The 21,340-nt window shown below is 57.9% G+C and carries 18 protein-coding genes; 11 read left to right on the top strand and 7 right to left on the bottom strand.

Features of this window, described 5'->3' with window-relative positions:
- Positions 1–3: 3 nt before the first annotated feature.
- Positions 4–672 carry a MarC family NAAT transporter gene (locus ACNY69_RS15825; RefSeq protein ID WP_111138520.1) on the top strand — a complete coding sequence of 223 codons (669 nt, stop codon included), beginning with the start codon at positions 4–6 and terminating at the stop codon, positions 670–672.
- Between the two features lie 44 nt (positions 673–716).
- Here the strand turns inward: ACNY69_RS15825 and ACNY69_RS15820 are convergent, their stop codons facing one another.
- The 3 genes from ACNY69_RS15820 to ACNY69_RS15810 are packed head-to-tail and all read right to left on the bottom strand — an operon-like array spanning position 717 to position 4,510.
- The gene (locus ACNY69_RS15820) at positions 717–1,976 is read right to left on the bottom strand and encodes a c-type cytochrome (protein ID WP_418799117.1); all 1,260 of its coding nucleotides are present in this window, start codon (positions 1,974–1,976) and stop codon (positions 717–719) included.
- Between the two features lie 4 nt (positions 1,977–1,980).
- Positions 1,981–3,750, bottom strand: coding sequence for a GMC family oxidoreductase (locus ACNY69_RS15815; protein WP_293774137.1), 1,770 nt, complete (start codon positions 3,748–3,750; stop codon positions 1,981–1,983).
- A gap of 31 nt (positions 3,751–3,781) precedes the next feature.
- Positions 3,782–4,510, bottom strand: coding sequence for a gluconate 2-dehydrogenase subunit 3 family protein (locus tag ACNY69_RS15810; protein WP_111138523.1), 729 nt, complete (start codon positions 4,508–4,510; stop codon positions 3,782–3,784).
- Between the two features lie 686 nt (positions 4,511–5,196).
- On the opposite strand from ACNY69_RS15810, the gene ACNY69_RS15805 reads away from it, so the two are divergent.
- From ACNY69_RS15805 to ACNY69_RS15795, 3 genes are all read left to right on the top strand, one after another.
- Entirely contained in the window at positions 5,197–6,768 is a 1,572-nt protein-coding gene (locus ACNY69_RS15805) for an ABC transporter substrate-binding protein (RefSeq protein WP_418799115.1), read from the top strand.
- 117 nt (positions 6,769–6,885) lie between these two features.
- Positions 6,886–8,388 (top strand): helicase HerA-like C-terminal domain-containing protein, encoded by a 1,503-nt coding sequence (locus tag ACNY69_RS15800; RefSeq protein ID WP_418799113.1) that lies wholly within the window; start codon positions 6,886–6,888, stop codon positions 8,386–8,388.
- A gap of 26 nt (positions 8,389–8,414) precedes the next feature.
- Positions 8,415–9,704 (top strand): DUF445 domain-containing protein, encoded by a 1,290-nt coding sequence (locus tag ACNY69_RS15795; RefSeq protein ID WP_418799111.1) that lies wholly within the window; start codon positions 8,415–8,417, stop codon positions 9,702–9,704.
- Between the two features lie 92 nt (positions 9,705–9,796).
- Here ACNY69_RS15795 and ACNY69_RS15790 read toward each other — a convergent pair whose 3' ends face one another.
- Positions 9,797–10,642, bottom strand: coding sequence for a BtpA/SgcQ family protein (locus tag ACNY69_RS15790; RefSeq protein WP_111138527.1), 846 nt, complete (start codon positions 10,640–10,642; stop codon positions 9,797–9,799).
- A 29-nt stretch (positions 10,643–10,671) separates the two neighbouring features.
- On the opposite strand from ACNY69_RS15790, the gene ACNY69_RS15785 reads away from it, so the two are divergent.
- Positions 10,672–11,553 (top strand): ribokinase, encoded by an 882-nt coding sequence (locus tag ACNY69_RS15785; RefSeq protein WP_418799109.1) that lies wholly within the window; start codon positions 10,672–10,674, stop codon positions 11,551–11,553.
- Here the strand turns inward: ACNY69_RS15785 and ACNY69_RS15780 are convergent.
- Complete coding sequence (locus ACNY69_RS15780; RefSeq protein ID WP_418799107.1) at positions 11,546–12,496, bottom strand: ABC transporter substrate-binding protein; 951 nt, start codon at positions 12,494–12,496, stop codon at positions 11,546–11,548. The genes ACNY69_RS15785 and ACNY69_RS15780 overlap by 8 nt on opposite strands.
- Positions 12,497–12,820: 324 nt before the next feature.
- On the opposite strand from ACNY69_RS15780, the gene ACNY69_RS15775 reads away from it, so the two are divergent.
- From ACNY69_RS15775 to ACNY69_RS15750, 6 genes are all read left to right on the top strand, one after another.
- Positions 12,821–13,843, top strand: a complete 1,023-nt coding sequence (locus tag ACNY69_RS15775; protein ID WP_418799105.1) for a LacI family DNA-binding transcriptional regulator — start codon at positions 12,821–12,823, stop codon at positions 13,841–13,843.
- A gap of 377 nt (positions 13,844–14,220) precedes the next feature.
- The gene (locus tag ACNY69_RS15770) at positions 14,221–14,967 is read left to right on the top strand and encodes an ATP-binding cassette domain-containing protein (RefSeq protein ID WP_199559961.1); all 747 of its coding nucleotides are present in this window, start codon (positions 14,221–14,223) and stop codon (positions 14,965–14,967) included.
- Positions 14,968–14,989: 22 nt separating this feature from the next.
- Complete coding sequence (locus tag ACNY69_RS15765; RefSeq protein ID WP_199559960.1) at positions 14,990–15,991, top strand: ABC transporter permease; 1,002 nt, start codon at positions 14,990–14,992, stop codon at positions 15,989–15,991.
- A gap of 3 nt (positions 15,992–15,994) precedes the next feature.
- Positions 15,995–17,074: a phosphotriesterase family protein gene (locus tag ACNY69_RS15760; protein ID WP_111138533.1), complete on the top strand. Its 1,080-nt coding sequence runs from the start codon at positions 15,995–15,997 to the stop codon at positions 17,072–17,074.
- A gap of 12 nt (positions 17,075–17,086) precedes the next feature.
- Positions 17,087–17,845: a glutamine amidotransferase gene (locus tag ACNY69_RS15755; protein WP_293774151.1), complete on the top strand. Its 759-nt coding sequence runs from the start codon at positions 17,087–17,089 to the stop codon at positions 17,843–17,845.
- The gene (locus ACNY69_RS15750) at positions 17,842–18,951 is read left to right on the top strand and encodes a M20 family metallopeptidase (protein WP_293774153.1); all 1,110 of its coding nucleotides are present in this window, start codon (positions 17,842–17,844) and stop codon (positions 18,949–18,951) included. The genes ACNY69_RS15755 and ACNY69_RS15750 overlap by 4 nt, the downstream gene beginning before the upstream one ends.
- A gap of 95 nt (positions 18,952–19,046) precedes the next feature.
- Here the strand turns inward: ACNY69_RS15750 and lptG are convergent, their stop codons facing one another.
- Both lptG and lptF read right to left on the bottom strand, forming a co-directional pair.
- On the bottom strand, positions 19,047–20,123 hold the full coding sequence (gene lptG, locus ACNY69_RS15745) for an LPS export ABC transporter permease LptG (protein WP_140916847.1): 1,077 nt from the start codon (positions 20,121–20,123) through the stop codon (positions 19,047–19,049).
- The gene (gene lptF, locus ACNY69_RS15740; protein ID WP_111138537.1) at positions 20,123–21,223 is read right to left on the bottom strand and encodes an LPS export ABC transporter permease LptF; all 1,101 of its coding nucleotides are present in this window, start codon (positions 21,221–21,223) and stop codon (positions 20,123–20,125) included. The genes lptG and lptF overlap by 1 nt, the downstream gene beginning before the upstream one ends.
- Positions 21,224–21,340: the final 117 nt, after the last annotated feature.

The raw sequence follows: 21,340 nt of genomic DNA, 5'->3' as shown, positions 1-21,340 counted from the left end.
CCGATGCTGGAACTGATTAAAGCGGTCAGCCTGGGGCTGGTCGTCATCCTGCCGCTGGCTAACCCGCTTACCACCGTAGCCCTGTTTTTAGGGCTGGCGGGCGAGATGAACTTCCAGGAGCGCAACCGTCAGGCGCGCCAGGCGTCCGTCTATGTCTTCGCCATCATGATGGTGGCCTGGTACGCGGGCAACGCGGTGCTGCATACCTTTGGCATCTCCATTCCGGGCCTGCGCATCGCAGGCGGCCTGATCGTCGCCTTTATCGGTTTCCGGATGCTGTTCCCGGCGAAGCCAGCGGGTCATTCGGTGGAGGCGAAGCAGAAGCTGGATGAGCTGGATGAGGCCAAAGAGCCGGTGAATATCGCGTTTGTGCCGCTGGCGATGCCGAGCACCGCCGGGCCGGGTACGATCGCGATGATCATCTCGTCCGCGTCAACAGTCAAAAGCGGTGTCGATTTTCCCGCCTGGGTGATCAGCGTTGCGCCGGTGCTGACCTTCCTGCTGGTCAGCCTGATCCTCTGGATCTCGCTGCGCAGCTCAGGGGCCATCATGAAGCTGGTCGGCAAGAGTGGCATTGAGGCGATCTCGCGCCTGATGGGATTTTTGCTGGTCTGTATGGGCGTGCAGTTTGTCATCAACGGCGTGCTGGAAGTGGCGCACACCTTTCACTGAGAGATGGACCCCCTCTCATCTCAACCGGGGGGCCATCTGACTCATTACTTCAGCGTTTTACGCACCTCAGCAACCTGATCGTCGCTCACCGCAGGCGCGGTGTTGCTCCAGCCCTGACGAATAAAGGTCGCCAGCTGCGCCACTTCATCATCATTCAGCCGTCCGGCAAAGCCCGGCATCGCCAGTTTCGACGGGGCTTTCTCCGTCGAGGGCTGCTGCGCGCCAGCCAGAATGGTGTGGATCAGACCTGTGGGATCTTTAGCATTCACGATGGTCGCCTGATCCAGCTCCGGGAAGACGCCCGGGGCGCCTTTGCCGGTAACGAAGTGACAGGCACCACAGTTATCCAGATAGAGACGCTCGCCTTCGCTGAGGTTCTTCGCGGCGGTGAGTTCCGCTTCCGTCGCCTGCTGCGCCTGCACGTTAACCGCCTGCAGCGGCGGGTTACCGCCCAGGAACTTCAGGTACGCCGCGATGGCGTTGAGATCGGCGTCGGTCATGTGTGAGCTGCTGTGCTCCACCACTGAGGTCATCTCCCCGCCGACCGCCGCTTTATCGTTGCGCCCGGTCTGCAGGTAATCCACCACCTCCTGCTGGCTCCAGTGCGGTAGTCCGCGCAGTGATGGCACCTCCCAGTGGTTCAGGCTGCCGCCTGCCAGGAACTGATCGTCACCGCTGTCCAGCGCCTTCTCGTTCATGCCCAGCCCGCGCGGCGTATGGCAACTGCCGCAGTGGCCCAGACTCTCGACGATATAGGCCCCGCGATTGATCTCTGCGGACGCACCACCAATCGGCTGGAAAGGCTTGTCGGAGGTGAACGCCCAGTTCCAGAACCGCATCCCCCAGCGCTGACTGAACGGGAAGCGCAGATCGGTCTCCGGCGGCTGCGCCGCGCTCGGCTGCACGCCCTTCATAAAGTAGACGTAGAGCGCGTGGATATCAGCATCGCTGATTTTCGCGTAGTCCGGGTAGGGCATCGCCGGATAGAGGCGGGAGCCGTCCGGCAGGACGCCTTTGCGCACCGCATCCGAGAACTGCTGCTCGCTGTAGTTGCCGATGCCGTGCTGCGTATCCGGTGTGATGTTGGTGGAGAAAATGGTGCCGAGGTTCGACTCAATCGCCAGGCCACCGGAATAGGCCGGCTTGCCGGGCAGCGAGTGACACGCCATGCAGTCGCCCAGCCGGGAGAGATATTCGCCCTGCTTAATCAGTTGCGCCTCATCTTCGGCGTGAGCCGGCAGCGCCATGCCGCTCAGCAGCAGCGCATTCGCCAGAATAAAAGATTTCAGTTTCAGCTTGTTCATGCGCTTATGCCTGTACCAGTGGGCCGGGATTTTTCAGGTAGTGATCTTTGATCGCCTGTGCCGCCATCAGGGTAATCGCACCGATGGTATCGGTCGGGTTCGCCTGGAAGTTCTGCGGGAAGGCGTTGCCGCCCGGCACAAAGACGTTATGCACATCCCAGCTCTGCAGATATTTATTGAGCGCCGAGGTTTTCGGGTTATCGCCCATTACCGCGCCGCCCACGTTGTGGGTAGAGACATATTTGGTGATATCGAAATCCGCACCCATCGGCAGGAAGCTCATGCTCATGCTGTCCGGGTTCAGCTCTTTGGCGATGTTGCCGACGATGCCCTTCAGATGCTGCTGCAGCTTCAGCTCGTTCTCTTTCCAGTTAAAGGTCATGCGCAGCAGCGGCAGGCCACGGTGATCGTTGTAGTTCGGATCGAGATCCAGATAGATGTCGCGATAAGACTGGCAGGTGGTGGTGATGCTGATCTTCATCGAATGGCCGTACCACTCCTCCAGACCCTCTTTGTAGCCCATGCCCCATGTCGGCGTGCCTTTTGGCAGCGCGGTGCTGATCGGCGTACCGGTCGCCTGGGAGCTGTGGATCTTCGCGCCGCCGAGGAAGCCCAGCGACGGACCGTCGAAGTTGCCTGGCGAAATATCGTTGAACATCTGGCCGGTCGCGCCCGCCGTGGCATACGGATTGAAGTTCTTGTCTTTGAAGAACAGGGTCGCGCCGCCGTTCGACAGGAACGCGTAGTTACGGCCGACCACACCCTCTTCAGTGATCGGGTTGTAAGGCTTGCCGATCCCGGAGAGCAGCATCAGCCGCACGTTGTAGAGCTGGAAGCTGCTCAGCACCACGATTTTTGCAGGCTGGAAACACTCGTTGCCCTGCGCATCAATATAGATCACCCCTTTCGCGGTTTTCTTATCGTCGTTCAGCACGACCCTGATCACTTCCGCATTCACTTCATAGGAGAAGTTCGGCATACGCTTCAGCGAATCCATCACCGCGGTCTGCGGCGAGGCTTTGGAGTAGTTCAGGCAGGGATATTTACTGCAGTAGCCGCAGTAGTTGCACGGCGCGATCTGGTTGCCGTAGGGGTTCTTCCACGCGCGCGAAACGCAGGCGGACGGGTTCGGGAACGGGTGATAACCCAGTTTCGTGGCCGCCTCTTTGAACATCACGTTGTTCAGCGTATCTTCCAGCGCAGGCAGCGGGTAAGGCTCGGAGCGCGGGCCTTCAAACGGATCGCCGCCTTCCAGAATTTTGCCGCGCAGATTGCCGGTGTTGCCCGACTGGCCGCAGATCAGTTCGAATTTATAGTAGTAGGGCTCAATCTCTTCCCAGCTGAACGGGAAGTCCATCACCCGCATATCTTCCTGCAGGATGCCCGGCCTGTAAGCCTGATCCACGTAGGTCTTGAGTTTAAGATCGGTCGGGGTCGGACGGATCAGTACCGCCGTCCAGTGCATCCCGGCACCACCCACGCCCGTTCCCGGCGCAAAGGCGCCCCACTTACGGGTCGGCAGCGCCGTCTGGCTGCTGTTGTAACGCACGGTGACCGCCACTTCGGCGGGGGTCGCAAACACCTTGTTGCGCACCGCATAGGCATATTCATCCGCCGGTTTCGGGTAGGCGAATTCGTCATAATCGCGATCGCCGCCGCGCTCCAGCGCGCGCACTTCCAGACCTGCCAGCGCCAGCTCGATGCTCATCAGCGAGCCTGCCCAGCCGAGGCCGCAGACCACGACGTCGACTTCTTTCTTAGTAACCTGTGCCATGATAATCCTGTTTACCTGATGTCGAAGCGCCTTATGCGCGTTCACCCTTGATGCTGACCGGACCCAGTGGATAAGGCACGTTGTGCTGTTTCACCCATTCGGTGAAGCTGGCACGCGCACCCGGGAAGCCGATGGCGATCCAGGCTTTCATGCCTTTATTACCGCCATACATCGGGTCGGCCAGGTAACCATGTTTGGTATCGGAGAGCAGCTGGCTGAAGAAGTGCGCCGGTTTGAGATCGGCTTCGCCCAGCGCGGCAAAATCGATCTGGTTTTTGTTTACCTGGGTCAGCACCGCATCTTTCTCCTCCAGCGTCAGCGCATGAAACGCTTTCTGGTGGGTGTTCTGCGACCACTGTTCGATCAGCCGGATCCCGGTCTGATAGATCTGCTGGGGACGGAACGGGATCTGATAGCCCAGCGTCGCTGGTGCCTGGGTATTGAAGGGCCCCTGCAGATAGATCTCGCTGCCAAAGGCTTCACTGTGCAGCTGCTGATCGATAAAGATCGGGACGTTGGTTTCCAGCGCGCCAGGCGCTTTGCCGTTGCCGCCTGCCGGGATCAGACGGTCGGTTGCAGCCAGGATGAACTGCCACTCATCCGCACTGAAAAAGATCGGTTTGTAATCGGCTAACTCGGGAGCGGCCATCTCCGCAGCCTGCGCCGCAGTCAGGCCTTTGAAAACCAGTTCACTGAGCGGCAGCGCCAGCAGTGAACCGAGCAAAAATTTACGCCTGGTGGTGGGTTTTTCTAACAGCATATCCGCACGACTCTCATCTGCTGAATACCCGGCTTATCCGTTCTGGCGCGAAAAGTGCGTGCAGACGAAAAAGGCTCCGCAGAGAGGAATGCACACAAGACAGACGACGGCAGAACAGATAAAGGCGGGTAAAATTATGGTTCGGTGACTAACGGAACATATCGGTTAATAACCTGGCAATCTTAGGGATATAACTATTTCTGAATGTAAAAATTGAATTTAAACTATTTCAGAGTGAAAGTTTATCATGCTGTTGCGGAGGGGTAACAAAGGGCTATCAGACTTACAGCAGGAAAATTGCTAATAAAACCCTATGAACATCGGTAATTTAGCCATTCTGACGCAGGAGTGAGCGTTATTATTTTCGACCGGTCATCATCACGCTGAATAACCAATAAAAAAATATCATACTTCCATACAGGATAATTTCAGCAGTTGCTTATCCTGGCGTAACAACGGCGGCGACACCATCAGACAATGCGCAATCTGTGATCGTCTGCGGTCAGCCTTTTTATTTTATCCTGTTCCATCCGTCGCGAGATAATAACGCACTGCCACTATTCCGTTTTATCTTTTTGCCCGATCGTCGACGCGAAAAATTGTGCAAAGCTCAGAACAAACCGGCATTTTGAGATGATGCGCCGCCCGGTAGTGTAGAGCACATCGACGACTCAGGACCTTTTCCGATGCGCAAAACGCTCTTATCCCTCTTTACCGCTCTGGCGCTGTCTCACGCCGCTCACGCCGCGACGCCTGCCGATACGCTGGTGGTCGCTGTTCCGCTGGATGGCATTATCAGTTTTGACCCGGCCGAAAGTTTTGAAACGGTCAGCAACAGCAGCCTGCGCAATATCTATCAGATGCTGCTGGAGCCGGATCATCAGGATCCGCAGCGGCTCTCACCGCTGGCGGCCACGCGCTGGCAGCCGGGGAAAACGCCTCACAGCCTGGTGTTTGACCTTAATCCGCAGGCCCGCTTCGCCAGCGGCAATCCGCTGACCGCCCGGGATGTGGTCTTCTCCCTGACCCGGGCGGTAAAACTTAACAAAGCGCCCTCTTTTATCCTGGGCGAGTTTGGCTGGACGCCGGAAAACATCGACCAGCAGTTCACGGTGATTAACGACCACCAGCTTGAGCTACGCTGGCCTGCGGAGATCGGCAGCGATCTGGCGCTGCGCCTGCTGACCGCGCCGGTCGCCTCGATTGTCGACAGCAAAGTGGCGCAGGAACACGCCAGCAATAATGACTACGGCAACGGCTGGCTGAAGTCCCATTCCGCCGGCAGCGCGGCGTATACCATCAGACAATTTGTGCCGCTGCAGGCGCTGGTGCTGGAGGCGAACCCCTACAGCACGCAGAAGCCCCATCTGAAACGGGTGCTGCTGAAAGGGGTCGCCGATCCCGGCAGCCGCCGCCTGCTTCTCCAGCAGGGCGACGTGGATGTGGCTTATCAGCTCGGCCCGGACCAGATTGCGGCGCTGAAAAGCGTGCCGGATGTGCGCGTCGACGCCTTCCCGTCCAGCCTGATCTACTACCTCGGCTTTAACACTCAAAGCCCGCAGCAGCCGGCGCTGAGCAATCCGGCCCTGTGGCAGGCGGCTCGCTGGCTGGTTGACTATCAGAGCCTGGCAAACCAGCTGCTGAAAGGGCAGTACCGCATTCATCAGAGCTTCCTGCCGGACGGGTTCGACGGCGCGCTGAACAGTACGCCGTTCCATTACGATCTGAAAAAGGCGCAGGCGATCCTGCAGAAAGGCGGCATTAAACCGGGCACCCGCATCGCGCTGACGGTGGTAAACCAGCCTCCTTACATCGACGTGGCACAGGCGCTGCAGGCGAGCTTTGCCAAAGCAGATGTGCAGATCGATCTCCAGCCGGTGGCGGAATCAGAGCTCTGGAGCAAAATGCGCAGCCGTGACTTCCAGGCGATCTTCACCTACTGGGGCGCGGATTACATCGATCCCAATACCAACGCCAGCACCTTTGCCAGTAACGTGCCGGGTGGCGGCAAAACCCTGGCGTGGCGCGTCGGCTGGTCCATCCCGGAATTAAGCGCGCAGACCCGCGCCGCCGCCGGAGAGAGCGACGCGGTGAAACGCCGCAGCCTCTACACCGGGCTGCAGACCCGCATCCAGCAGGATTCGCCGTTTGTCGTGCTGTTACAGGGCGCGGTTCAGGTAGCGGTGCGCAGCAATCTCAGCCATCTGCAGCAGGGCATCGGTGTCAGCCTGCTTAACTTCGAAGAGGTAGAGAAGTAAATCCGTCTCCGGCCGCTGTGCTACGGGCAGCGGCATCTTTTCTGGCAGATTGTTCTCCTCCTGTAGACGTCCGGCTTGCTATCCTTCAGGCATACCCTTTAGCCAGGAGTGAAAAGCATGACTGCCCCGCTACTGATTGCGCGTACCCCCGACACCGAACTTCACCTGTTACCGCAGATGGCCAACCGCCACGGCCTGATCACCGGCGCGACCGGCACCGGTAAAACCGTCACGCTGCAGAAGCTGGCCGAATCCTTCTCCGCCAGCGGCGTGCCGGTCTTTATGGCCGACGTTAAAGGCGATCTGACCGGCGTGGCGATGGCGGGCCAGTCCAGTGAAAAGCTGCAGGCGCGGCTGGCAAAAATCGGCGTGACCGACTGGCAGCCGCAGAGCAATCCGGTGGTGCTGTGGGATATCTTCGGCGAGAAAGGCCATCCGGTGCGCGCCACCGTCTCCGATCTCGGGCCACTGCTGCTGGCGCGACTGCTGAACCTGAATGAGGTGCAGAGCGGTGTGCTGCAGATTATTTTCCGCATCGCCGATGACCAGGGTCTGCTGCTGCTGGACTTTAAGGATCTGCGCGCCATGACGCAGTATATCGGTGACAACGCCAGAAGCTTCCAGAGCCACTATGGCAACATCAACAGCGCCTCGGTCGGCGCTATTCAGCGCGGACTGCTGACGCTGGAGCAGCAGGGTGCGGAACACTTCTTTGGTGAACCGATGCTGGATATCGCTGACTGGATGCGCGTCGACAGCAACGGCAAAGGAGTCATCAACATCCTCTCCGCCGAAAAGCTTTACCAGATGCCAAAACTCTACGCCACCAGCCTGCTGTGGCTGCTGTCGGAGCTGTATGAACACCTGCCGGAAGCGGGCGACCCCGACAAGCCGAAACTGGTCTTCTTCTTTGATGAGGCGCATCTGCTGTTCACCGACGCGCCGCCGGTGCTGCTGGAGAAGATCGAACAGGTAATGCGGCTGATCCGCTCGAAAGGCGTCGGCGTCTGGTTTGTGACGCAGAACCCGGCCGACATCCCCGATCGGGTGCTGGGCCAGCTTGGTAACCGCGTCCAGCACGCCCTGCGCGCCTTTACGCCGCGGGATCAGAAAGCGGTCAGAACGGCGGCCGAAACCCTGCGCACCAATCCGACCTTTGACAGCGTAGAGGCGATTCAGGCGCTGGGCACCGGCGAAGCGCTGATCTCCTTCCTGGATGAGAAAGGCAGCCCGTCGGTGGTGGAGCGCGCGATGGTGATTGCGCCCGGCTCGCGCATGGGGCCGGTCACCGGCGATGAACGTAACGGTCTGATCAATCACTCCCCGCTCTACGGCAAATATGAGACCGAAGTCGATCGTGAATCGGCCTTTGAAAAGCTGCAACAGGGTTTCCAGGCCGCCAGCGATCAGGCCAGCGCACCGCCGGCCAAGGGGGGTGATGTCGCGGTCGACAACGGGATCCTCGGCGGACTGAAAGAGATCCTCTTTGGTCATACCGGCCCGCGCGGCGGCAGACACGACGGCGTGGTGCAGACGATGGCGAAAAGCGCCACCCGCCAGATCACCACTCAGATCATCCGTGGCGTACTCGGCAGCCTGCTGGGTGGTCGCCGCCGATAGACCCGGCTCTCTGCTAAGATCAGGTTATGGATAAACAACACGAACTGAAACGGATGAAGCGCCTGGCGCTGCTATTGCTGCTGCTGGCCGCCGCCACCTTTATCATCACCCTTTTTCTGCCGCCTGGCTTCTGGGTCAGCGGCGTTAAAGCAATTGCCGAGGCTGCAATGGTCGGCGCTCTGGCGGACTGGTTCGCCGTCGTGGCGCTGTTCCGGCGGGTGCCGGTGCCCTTTATCTCCCGCCACACCGCGATTATTCCACGCAACAAAGATCGCATTGGTGAAAACCTGGGCCGCTTTGTCCAGGAGAAGTTTCTGGATACCGATTCACTGCTGAATCTGATCCGCCGTCACGATCCCTCACAGCTGCTGGCGCAGTGGCTGAATACGCCCGGGAATGCCGATCGTATCGGCCGCCACCTGCTGCAGGTGATGCGCGGCTTCCTGGATCTGACCGACGACGCGCGCATCCAGACCTTTATGCGCCGCGCCGTGCATCGCGCTATCGACAAGGTGGACCTCAGCCAGACCAGCGCCATGGTGCTGGAGAGCCTGACCAGGAATAACCGTCATCAGGCGCTGCTGGACGCGGCCATCGACCAGCTGCTGAAACTGCTGCACAAGCCTGCGACCCGGGAATTTATTGCTCTGCAGCTGGTGCGCTGGCTGAAACGCGAACATCCCATCAAAGCCAAAATGTTGCCGACCGAATGGCTGGGCGAACACAGTGCCGAGCTGGTGGCGAATGCGGTCGATTCTCTGCTGGATGATGTGGCGATGGATCAGGGGCATGAGCTGCGCCTGGGCTTTAACCGGGCGGTAGAGAAGCTGATTGTCAGACTGCAGAACGACCCGGAAATGGCCGCGCGCGCAGAGGAGATCAAAGGCTGGCTGAAAGAGGATGCCACCTTCAATCGCTACATCGGCGAACTGTGGAATGATATGCGCAACTGGCTCAAAGCCGATCTCAGCAGCGAAGATTCGCGGGTGCAGGAAAAAGTGCGTGATGCAGCCCTGTGGCTGGGGGAAACGCTGGCGGCGGATCCGGCGCTGCGCGACTCCATGAACCAGCATCTGGAGCAGGCGGCACGCAGCGTGGCGCCGGAGTTCGCCAGCTTCCTGACGCGACATATCAGCGACACCGTAAAGAGCTGGGACGCGCGCGACATGTCGCAGCAGATCGAACTCAATATCGGCAAAGACCTGCAGTTTATCCGCATCAACGGCACGCTGGTCGGCGGCACTATCGGGCTGATCCTCTATCTGCTGTCGCAGCTGCCCGCGGCGCTGCCGATGGTGAAAAGCTGGCTGTTCTGAATCGGGACAGCACGGTGTACATTGCCCTTCACCGTGCTGCCCCGTAACCTCACCCGCGGAATTTGCCAGCCTGCGTCGGGTGGTAAAGGCGGCTAAGCCTGCTCCAGCGCGGCCTGCGCCACCGCCATGAAATGTTTTACTCTGTCCCGGTCCACATCGTTCCACCAGACACCATCGACTTTGAGCGCGCTGGCCACAATGACGGCCTGCGTGCGTGACAGAATCTGACAGACGTTAGCGGGCGTCACGCCCGACCCCACCAGCAGCGGTAAAGCGGTGGCGGCACGGATTTCGTCGATTTCATCCAGCGTGGCGCTGTCACCGGTTCGTTGTCCGGTGGCGATAACCGCATCCGCTTCAAAGAAGTCAACATCGCGGGTCAGTTCCTTAATGGAGCGATCGGCCACTATCGCATGGCTGCCATGTTTAACGTGGCTGTCGGCGAACACCCGGATATGCTCAGCGCGGAGCTGGCTTCGGTAGCGCAGCGCCTTCGCGGCAGCCCCTTCAATAAAGCCTTCGTTGGCGATATAGGCATTGGCCCACTGATTGACGCGAATAAAATCCGCCCCGCCCGCCAGCGCCGTGGCAAAAGCAGGTAATGCCGCGTTCGCCAGTACGTTAATCCCCAGCGGCACGCCGAAACGTTCCCGCACTTTTTCCGTGATCACCGCCATCAGTGCCGGCGTTTCAGGGCCAATATCCTCAGGTTTTGAAAAAGGAATATCGCCATGATTTTCCACAATCAGACCGTGAACACCGCCAAGAATATAATTTTCCGCATCACGTAATGCCCGATCAATTATCGCGCTGACGGGTTTACCGCGATATTTAGGCGAACCCGGAAAAGGATCGCAGTGAATAACGCCAATAACAGCTTTAGGTCGTGAAAATATCGCTTGTATTGCATCAATTTTTTCTGCTGATATAGCAACCATTGCTTCTTTATCCTGTTCAGGAAAACACTATGCGTGTTTATGTGGCTGGTAATATTACTGTCGATGAAACCTGGTCTGTTACAGATATTCCGGTTAAAGGTGCCTCTGTTCACGGTTATCAGCGTTCGCAGGATATCGGCGGTAAAGGCGCGAATCAGGCGATACTTTTATCCCGTTGCGGCATTGAAACCTGTTTAATTGCCGCAACCGGTTATGACAGTAATGGAGAATGGATCCGCCAGCAGCTCATGAACGAGCCTGTCACGTTACTGCCCGCGCAGCCCATGACCGCATTGAGCGATACCTCGCTGATTCTGCACAGTGCCGATGGCGATAACGCCATCATTACCACTACAGCGGCGGCAGATTCGCTGGATATTGATACGCTTAACCACCATCTTGCCAGCGCGCGTCCGGGCGATCTGCTGGTGCAGCAGGGCAATTTCTCGCCTGAGAAAACCCATGCGCTGTTTCACCAGGCGAAATCCCGTGGCCTGATCACCGTTTTTAACCCCTCCCCGGTGCACGCGGGGTTCAGCACATGCTGGCCGCTGGTGGATATTGCGGTGGTCAATCAGCACGAAGCCCAACAGCTGCAGCCCGGCGCGGTGAGAACGTTGGTGATCACGCACGGCAGCGCCGGTGCCTGGCTGATTCAGGGCGATCACCGGACATTTTCCCCGGCGCAAGCCGCCCATGCCGTAGATACCACCGGCGCAGGCGATACTTTTCTGGCCGTGATGCTGGCGTCCGCGCTCCTGCGTGGGGGCGAAATTGATACACTAGCACTGTCGCATGCCAGTCAGGCTGCTGCGCTGACCGTCAGCCGTCCCGGGACACGTCAGGCCTTTCCCACCGCGCAGGAACTCGCCGCGCTGCTCCAGACAGGCGGCGAGTCAGCACTTACTTAAATATCGCCCGGTAGCTGTCCACGTTGGCTTTGGTTACCACCGTGGCCGGCACCAGAATGGTTTTTGACACGGTTTTGCCCGACGTCAGCGCATTCAGGGCGTTTACCGCTTCTTCCCCCATCTTTTTGGGATCCTGCTGCAGCACGGCTGTGACATACCCGCCATCAATGCCGCTAATCGCTTTTGACGTCAGATCCCAGCCAAAGACTTTGATATCCTTCTGACGTCCCTGGTTTTCAACGGCAGCAATCGCCCCCAGCAGTGCCGGTTCACCGGTCGCGTAAATCGCGGTTAAATCCGGGTTACCGGTAATCAGGTTTTCTGCCGCCGTCATCGCAGTGTCCTGCACGTTCTGGCCATCAACCACGTCCGCCACGGTGATGCCCGGATTGCTCTTAATCGTCTCTTCAAACCCTTTCTGACGCTGATTCTGCACCGCTGAATTCAGCGCGCCCACAATGCCCAGTCGCGATTTGCCGCCGCTGTTTTTAGCCACGTAGTCGACAAAATATTTACCAATAATTTTGCCGCCCTCCAGGTTATCCACGCCTACCTGTGCGGCCTGCGGGCCTGCCGGTAATACGGCATCAATCGCAATCACCGGTATTTTAGCGGCGGCCGCTTCTTTTATGGCGGGCATAATACCGTTGACGTCAATCGCATCCACCATAATGCCCTTCACGCCCTGTTGAATATAATTTTCAATCGCGTCGTTTTGCGACACAGGATTATCGTTAGCGTTAAAGATCACTAAATCTTTACCGCTGGCTTTCGCTGCTTCCTGAGCGCCTTTGTTCATCTGATTAAAAAACAGGGCCTGCTGATTAATCTGGACCAGCGCATAAGCCGGAGCGGCTTGCGCCAGAGAGAATAAAGAACCCGCAGACAGTAAGCCGGTTGCCAGCGCAACAGCACGCAGTTTTCTGGTGTTAAATGCCATCATCTTATAATTCCTCGTCGGGAATGAGCGATAACCAGTCGATCTCCACATCAACATGCAGAGGGAATATGAGTGGCGGGCAAATATCGTCTGAATGGCTGCTTCAGCCAGGACCTGACTCATCGACTTTCTGCACACCGTCCATTATGGTGCACGTGTGAAAGGGATAAATCGGGTTTGGGAATGACTCCCGGGTAATGCGGTAAACTGCCTTTAACATTCGCTTCTGGCTAAATTTTGTCAAGCGATTATTTTATCGTCAGCGGTTACTGAAAAACGGTTTTCGCTGCGCGCGACTGTGTTAACTGAGAGCCGATTCCGGGCAAAATGGCAGGTGATATGAGTAAAAAACGGGTACTGTTATCCGATGTCGCAGCGCTGGCCGGACTGTCAAAAACGACCGTATCCCGCTATATGAATCAAAGCATTATGCTGCCTCAGGAGACGATTGACCGTATCGAAGCGGCAATTCGTCAACTGGATTATCGCGGTAACAGCCTGGCGCGCCGCCTCAGCAAGGGCGGCAGCGAAACCCTGGGGCTGGTGCTGCCTGATATTACCAACCCCTTCTTTGCCGAACTGGCAGATGCCGCCGAAGAAGCCGCCTCTGCCCACGGCTACAGCCTGGTGCTCTGTATTACCCGCAACCATCCGGACAAAGAGAGTCAGTTTATCCGCTGGCTGGACACCTGCCAGGTAGACGGCCTGCTGTTTATCACCAACCATCCTGATAACGGTCTGTTGCGCAAAGAGATTAACCGCCACCAGCGCATCGTGCTGCTGGATGAGGACATTCCCGGTAGCGCGGTGCCTAAGGTGTTTGTCGACAACGTTCAGGGTGGCCGGATTGCAACCGAAAAGCTGATCGCTGCGGGTCATCGGCAGATCGCCTTTGTCGGCGGCCCGGACGAACTGATGAGTGTACGCGAACGTTACCAGGGGTTCTGCACCGCCATGGAGCAGGCTGGCCTGCATGTCCCGCCCGAATGGGTAATGTATGGGGAATACCAGCGCAAGTCTGGTGAACAGGCGCTGGAACAGCTCTTCAGCCACGCTGAGCGCCCTACCGCCGTCTTTGCCGCCAGCGATTTTCTCGTGCTGGGATTGATGGATGGCCTGCGCGCGCGCAGGCTTAACGCGCCCGAGGCGCTGTCGCTGGTTGGCTTTGATGACGCGACCTACGCTGACTTTACCCAGCCCCGTATTTCCACCATACGCCAGCCCGCTCGGGAACTGGGTCGCACCGCGGTAGCGATCATGCTGCGTATTCTGAATGATGACCGCCCTGTCCCCGCCGAAACCCGCCTGCCGGTAGAGTGGGTGGCGCGTGATTCGATACTGAAATGTTAACAACGTCCCAGAATGGCGCAAAAGTGCACAATGATGGCGCAAATAACGAGCATTTTAATTTCTTAGTGTTACTTTAAGTAAACCGGTTTACCTGAAGTAAAACGTTAAACGCGTTTTATTACAGTGGGTTAGACCGGAAGTCTCTCCCCTGTTAGTAGTCTGGCACGGAAGCTGCAATGTTTTACCCGGCAAACAAATATCGTTGAAGCGTGTTGTTCTGCATCTGATTACAAAGGGTTTATCCTGCTGGTAAACCGGTTTACTAGACTGTAAACCGGGCCGGATAACGCTTTTTTCACATGCAGAGTAACGGTCCCGTTAGTGGTGATGGGAGTGATCACATGCAGCAAGCACAAACTGCCCTGACACGGGTAGAGATGGTAAATATTACTAAAACCTACGGCGCGATACGGTCTCTGCGCGGCGTCAATCTGCAACTGGCACCGGGTGAAGTTCTGGGTCTGGTGGGTGACAACGGCGCGGGGAAATCTACTCTGACCAAAGTGCTGTCAGGTGCTGTTGTGCCTACCAGTGGCACGATTCGCATTGATGGCGAGGATCAGCATTTCACGACCCCGGCGGATTCGCGCCGCTGCCATATCGAGATGGTTTATCAGGACCTGTCGCTGTGCGACACCGTCGATGTCGCAGGCAATCTGTTTATGGGCCGTGAGCCGATGAAATCCATTCTCGGCATTCCGTTTCTGGATGAAGTGAAAATGCACGCGGATGCACGGGAGATGCTGAAAGGACTGGGGATTTCTATCCCGGACACCCGGTTGCTGGTGCGCAATTTATCCGGCGGGCAACGCCAGGCGATTGCCATTGCGCGCGCGGCCGCTTTCGATCCTAAAGTGCTGATCATGGATGAACCCACCGCCGCACTGGCTGTCGCCGAAGTGGAGGCGGTGCTGGAGCTGATTCGTCGTGTCTCGGCACGCGGTGTGAGTGTCATCCTGATTACGCATCGCCTTCAGGATCTCTTCCTGGTCTGTGACCGCATCATGGTGATGTACGAAGGCACCAATGTGGCGGAGCGCAGGGTGGCCGAAACGGATCTGACCGAGATCGTCAATCTGATCGTGGGTGAGAAATTTGTCGCCCGCTCGGCCGCAGCGCACTGAGCGAGGAAACAGGATGACTATTATGAATCTGAGCAGTTCCCGTATGGCGCAGCACTCGCTGCCGCGTCGCCTTCTGCACAACCACTCTGGTGTCGTCAGCATCGCACTGTTTTTCGTGTTCTGCTGCGTGGTGTTCTCCCTGATCACCGGCAACTTTCTCAGCAGCACCAACTGGCTGAATATTATTCGCCAGAGTGCGCCGCTGCTGATCGTCGCCACGGCGATGACGCTGGTGATCACCACCGGTGGAATTGATCTTTCCGTGGGATCGACGCTGGCGCTGGTCGGTGCCCTGTCTGCTATCGCCCTGAATAACTGGGGCCTGCCCTGGCCGGTGGTGTTGCTGGGCGGCTTGCTGCTGGGCGCACTGGTCGGTGCCATCAACGGCTTCTTTATTGCTTATGAAGGCATCCCGGCCTTTATCGTCACGCTGGCTACGCTGGCGGTGGTGCGCGGCGTGGCACTGCTGATCACTCAGGGTTACTCCATTCCCATCCCTGCCGACAGCCTGTTCGCCTTTATGGGACGCGCCTGGGTGCTGGGCATTCCGATGCCCGCACTGATTGGCATCGTGGTACTGGTAGCCGGCCACATCGTGCTGAACTACATGCGTTTTGGTCGTTATGTCACGGCGATTGGCGCAAATGCGGAAGGCGCACGCCGTAGCGGGATTAACACCAAAGCCGTGACCATGAAGGTCTACATTCTCAGCGGCATGGCGGCAGCACTGGCGGGTATGATCATCACCGCCCGTCTCGGCAGCGGTTCCTCCAATCAGGGTGAAGGCTTTGAGTTGCAGGTGATCGCGGCGGTGGTGCTGGGCAGTACCAGCCTGTTCGGCGGCTTTGGCACCGTTATCGGCACGCTGTTAGGTGCGCTGTCGATTGCCATCATCCAGAACGGCCTGATTCTGTCGCATATCTCTCCGTTTTACACGCAGATCGCCACCGGTACGATTATTCTGCTGGCCATCTGGCTGAACACCCGCATTCTCAACCCGACGCGATCGGCGGCGAAAGGGTAGCCCATGAAACATTCAATCTTCCGCCATCCCGATCCCCTGCCGCTGGGCATCAGCAGTGGCTATGTCATGACCGTACTCGGCCCGCTGCCGGTGAGTGAGATGGGCGTGACGCTGATGCACGAACATATTTTGCTGGATGCGTCCGGCAAATGGGTGCCGCCCTGCTGCTGTGGCGATCGTCATCTGGCGGAAATGCCGGTAAGCATCGAAAACCTGGGCGAGCTGTCGCTTAATCCGCTCATCAGCCGCGATAACTGTCAGCTGTTTGATGTGGATTTAGCGATTGAGGAGCTCATGAAGTTCCGGGCGCTGGGCGGCGATACCGTGGTGGATCCCACGAATATCGGCATTGGCCGCGATCCCAAAGCACTGCAACGCATCGCGCGCCTGACCGGGCTTAATATCATCATGAGCACCGGGTTATATCTGGAACCCTCGCATCCTGATTGGGTGAAAACCATCAGCCTCGAAGCCCTGACGGAGAAGCTGATTTATGACCTCGGCGGCAGGGACGAAAAACCCGAGGTGCTGGCTGGCCTGATCGGCGAGATTGGCGTATCCAGCCGCTTTACGCCCGGCGAGGAGAAATCCCTGCGGGCGGCAGGCCGTGCCAGTGCCGCAACACGAGTGCCGATCGAGGTGCACCTGCCCGGCTGGGAACGATTAGGGCATCAGGTGCTGGATATCCTGGAAAATGAAGGGGCAGACCTGCGCCATGTGGTGCTATGCCACATGAACCCCAGCTTTGCCGACAAACGCTACCAGCGTGAACTCGCGCAGCGCGGGGCCTTTCTGGAGTACGACATGATCGGCATGAGCTATTACTACGCCGATGAGTCCGCACAGTCGCCCTCCGACGAAGAGAATGCCCGTGCCATTTGCGAGCTGATCGATGACGGCTTTATTGACCAAATTTTATTGTCCCAGGACGTGTTTCTGAAAACCATGCTGACCCGTTACGGCGGTCACGGCTATGGCTACATCCTTAAACATTTTGTTCCGCGCCTGAAACGCCACGGCGTAAGCGGCGAACAACTTGAAAACTTACTGATTGCTAACCCACAGCGCGTTTTTGGTGGGTAAGGGAGAACCGTAATGCAGAAGAAAATTTTACTGGTTGGCGAGTCCTGGACCAGCACGTCTGTTCACGTCAAAGGCTTCGATCAGTTTGCCACCGCGACCTGGCATAATGGCGCAACCGACTTTATGGCGGCGCTGGCCGACAGTGATTATGCCATCACCTACATGCCCGCCCACGCTGCCGCCACCGAATTCCCCCTGACGCCTGCCGGGCTCCGTGAATGGGATGCCATCATTCTGTCGGACATCGGTGCGAATACATTGCTGCTGCACCCGGATACCTGGCTGAAGAGCGAGCGCACGGCGAACCGCCTGACGCTTATTCACGACTACGTGGCCGCAGGCGGCGCGCTGATGATGGTAGGCGGCTACTTTAGTTTTCAGGGTATTAATGGCGGCGCACGCTATCGCAACACGGCCGTTGAGAAAGTCCTGCCGGTGCGCTGCCTGGCATGGGATGATCGTATCGAAACGCCCGAAGGCGTTTACCCCAGCGTAACGGAATCCCACGCGCTGTTCACCGACATGCCAGACGAGTGGCCGTGGCTGCTGGGCTATAACGAAGTGGAAATGCACCCTGAAGGTAAACTGCTGGCGACCATTGAGGGTACGTCACATCCGCTGCTGGCGGTGCGTGAGTATCAGCAGGGTCGCTCACTGGTCTGGACCAGCGATATGTCTGCGCACTGGCTGCCGCAGGAATTTGCCCGGTGGCAGGGTTATCGCCAGCTCTGGATCAACTGTCTGCACTGGTTAACGGAGCGCGGTGCATGAGCCAGAGCCAGATGCTGGCGCAACAGCTGCTGAGTTTTGACACGATTAATCCACCGGGCAATGAAGCCGCCTGCATGCACTTTCTGGCGAACTGGCTGATGGAACAGGGCTTTGATGTCACCTTGTCCTCCTTCGGTGAAAATCGCCTTAACCTGATTGCCAGCCTGGCTGGCAGCCAGTCCGGGCCGCAGCTGGCGTTTACCGGCCATCTGGATACCGTTCCGCTCGGCAATGCTGACTGGCAGTACCATCCTTTCGGTGAAATCGTGGGTGATCGCCTCTACGGGCGCGGTTCGAGTGACATGAAGGCCGCTGTGGCGGCGTTTGCGGTTGCCTGCGTGACGAATCAGCAGGCGATTCGGCAGGGTTCCGGCGTCGTGATGTTAATCACCGGCGGAGAGGAGACGGGCTGTGACGGCGCGCGGGCGCTGATTGATACCGCTGACCTGCCCGCTGTGGGCGCATTGATTGTCGGCGAGCCCACTGCCAACTATCCGGTTATCGGCCACAAAGGGGCGTTATGGTTACGCTGTGAAACGCGCGGGAAAACAGCCCATGGCGCCATGCCGGAGCTGGGCATTAATGCCATTTATCTGGCGGCGGAGGCGCTGGGCAAGATTCAGCACTTCTCACCTGGCGCACCGCATCCGCTGATGAAACAGCCGACCATTAACGTCGGACGCATTACAGGCGGTCTGAACATTAACTCTGTGCCCGATCGCACGCAGTTTGATGTGGATATCCGTAGCGCACCCAACCTGCAGCACGCCACCATTCGTCAGCAACTGATCACCCTGCTGGGAGGCAGCGTAACGGTGACGACGCTGGTGGATCTGCCGGCGGTGCTGAGCGAAGAGAGTCACGCCTGGATTCATTCTGTTTATCAGCATTGTCAGGCGTTACACGATGCCCCGCTGACGCCGCGAATTGTGCCCTACTTTACAGATGCGTCACTGTTGCTGCCCGCACTGGGTTCGCCGCCCTGCATTATCCTCGGACCCGGTGAGCCATCAATGGCGCATCAGACGGATGAATACTGCCTGCTGAGCCGGTTAGCAGAAGCGGAAGCGTTGTATGGGGTGTTGATTAACGACTGGATGAGGTAATGGCGGGCGGCATCAGACGGCCGGACGAAGAAACGGGCGCTCGCTGCCTGCCATGAAAAAGGCCGCCCTGAGAGGCGGCCTTTTCACACTGACGCTTAGCGCCGCTTAATCAGCATAAACATGCTGATCGCAAAGAACGCGAAGCTTGGCAGTATCGCCCCCAGAACCGGCGGCAGCCCATAAACCAGGCTCAGCGGACCGAAAATCTGATCCAGCACGTAGAACAGGAAACCGAAGCTGATCCCGGTCACCACCCGCACACCCATCGACACGCTACGCAGCGGACCAAAGATAAACGACAGCGCCATCAGCATCATTACCGCCACCGACAGTGGCTGGAAAATCTTGCTCCACATATTCAGCTGATAACGACCCGCTTCCTGACCACTCTGCTTGAGATATTTGCTGTAGCTGTGCAGACCGCGAATCGACAACGCATCCGGATCCAGTGCCACCACACCCAGCTTGTCTGGCGTCAGGTTGGTTTTCCATTCGCCGCTCAGGCTCTGGGAACCGGTGATCTGCTTAGGATCGGTCAGGTTTGACTCATCCACCTGCGACAGCAGCCAGCGCTTCTTATCCGCATCCCAGGTCGCCGTCGCCGCATAGCGCACGCTCTGCAGACGACGCTGATCGTTGAAGTTATAGATGCTGACGCCATCAATCTGATTGTCGCCTTTGATGCGCTCAATGTAGATGAAGTTGTTGCCATCTTTGGCCCACAGACCGTTCTGCGTCGAAACCAGTGCGCCGCCGTAAAGTTGCTGAGCCCGGTAGTTACGCGCCATCTGTTCGCCCGACGGTGCCACAAACTCACCAATCGCCATCGTCAGCAACACCAGCGGGATCGCCGTCTTCATAACGGAGAGCGCCACCTGCATGCGGGTAAAGCCCGCCGCCTGCATCACCACCAGTTCGCTGCGCTGTGCCAGCGCGCCCAGTCCCAGCAGCGCACCCAGCAGGGCTGCCATCGGGAAGAAAATCTCAATATCTTTGGGCACGCTGAGCAGGGTGTAGTAGCCCGCGCTCAGGGCGCTGTAACTGCCCTGGCCGGTCTTCCGCAGCTGATCGACGAACTTGATGATGCCGGAGAGCGACACCAGCATGAACAGCGTCAGCATGATGGTATTAAAGATGGTTTTACCGATATAGCGGTCAAGAACGCGAAACATCAGACCGACCCTCCGCGGGTGAAGCGGGCGCGAATCCGACGCATCGGCACCGTATCCCACAGGTTAAGAAGTATCGCCAGCACCAGATAGCTGATATTCACCACCCACATCCAGAGCGCCGGATCCAGCCGCCCTTTCGCGCCGCTCGACTTCAGCGAGCTTTGCAGCAGGAAGAAGATCAGATAGAGCAGCATGGCGGGCAGCATCGACAGTACACGGCCCTGACGCGGATTCACCACGCTGAGCGGCACCACCATCAGCGCCATCACCAGTACCGCGAAGACCAGCGTCAGACGCCAGTGCAGCTCGGCCTTAAAATCAGGTGTTTTATTCGCGAGCAGGTCAGCCATACTCGCCTGTTCGGAATCGTTGGGATCGAGCGTGGCCGCTTTATACCCAATCACTGCCTGATAATCGGTAAAGTCAGTGATGCGGAAATCGCGCAGCAGCGCGGTGCCCTCAAAGCGAGTGCCTTTATCCAGCGTCACGACCTGAGAGCCATCTTTATGCTGCTCCATGTGACCGCTGTCGGCCAGCACCACAGAAGGTCGCGCGTTGCCTTTTGGCCGCAGCTGCGCCAGGAAGACGTTACCAAACTGGTTACCCTTCACATCCTCAACAAACAGCACGGCGCTGCCGTCGCTGGAGGCCTGAAACTGCCCGGCTACCATCGCCGCCGCGCCCGGGTTCGCCTTGGCGTTCTGTGTCACTTCGCTCTGATAGCGGGATGACCAGGGGCCCAGCCAGATAACGTTGACGGCCGCCACCAGCGAGGTAAACAGCATCAGCACCATCGCGGCTTTCACCAGCACGGCCTTACTCAGGCCGCAGGCGTGCATCACGGTAATTTCACTTTCCGTGTAAAGTCGCCCCAGCGTCATCAGGATCGCCAGAAACAGACTTAAGGGCAGAATAAGTTGTGCCATTTGAGGCACACCCAGTCCCAACAAGGTCAGAACGAGGTTTGTCGGCACTTCGCCATCCACCGCGGCACCCAGGATCCTGACTAACTTCTGACAAAAGAAGATGAGCAGCAGGATAAACAGGATAGCCAGCTGGCTTTTGAGCGTTTCCCGAACCAGATATCTAATGATGATCACGCTTAGTACGCCTGTGAAAACTTGTCTTTTTGCAGGAAAATCGCTAGTTTCAACGCTTATCAGCCATTTTTCTTCATCAATGGCCGTCGTCGTAGCTAAAATTGTATGAAAAACGCG

The sequence above is a fragment of the Pantoea graminicola genome, assembly GCF_048452665.1.
Lineage (GTDB): Bacteria > Pseudomonadota > Gammaproteobacteria > Enterobacterales > Enterobacteriaceae > Pantoea.
The sequence above is the reverse complement of the archived record's forward strand: the minus strand, read 5'-3'. Positions and strand labels throughout refer to the sequence as shown.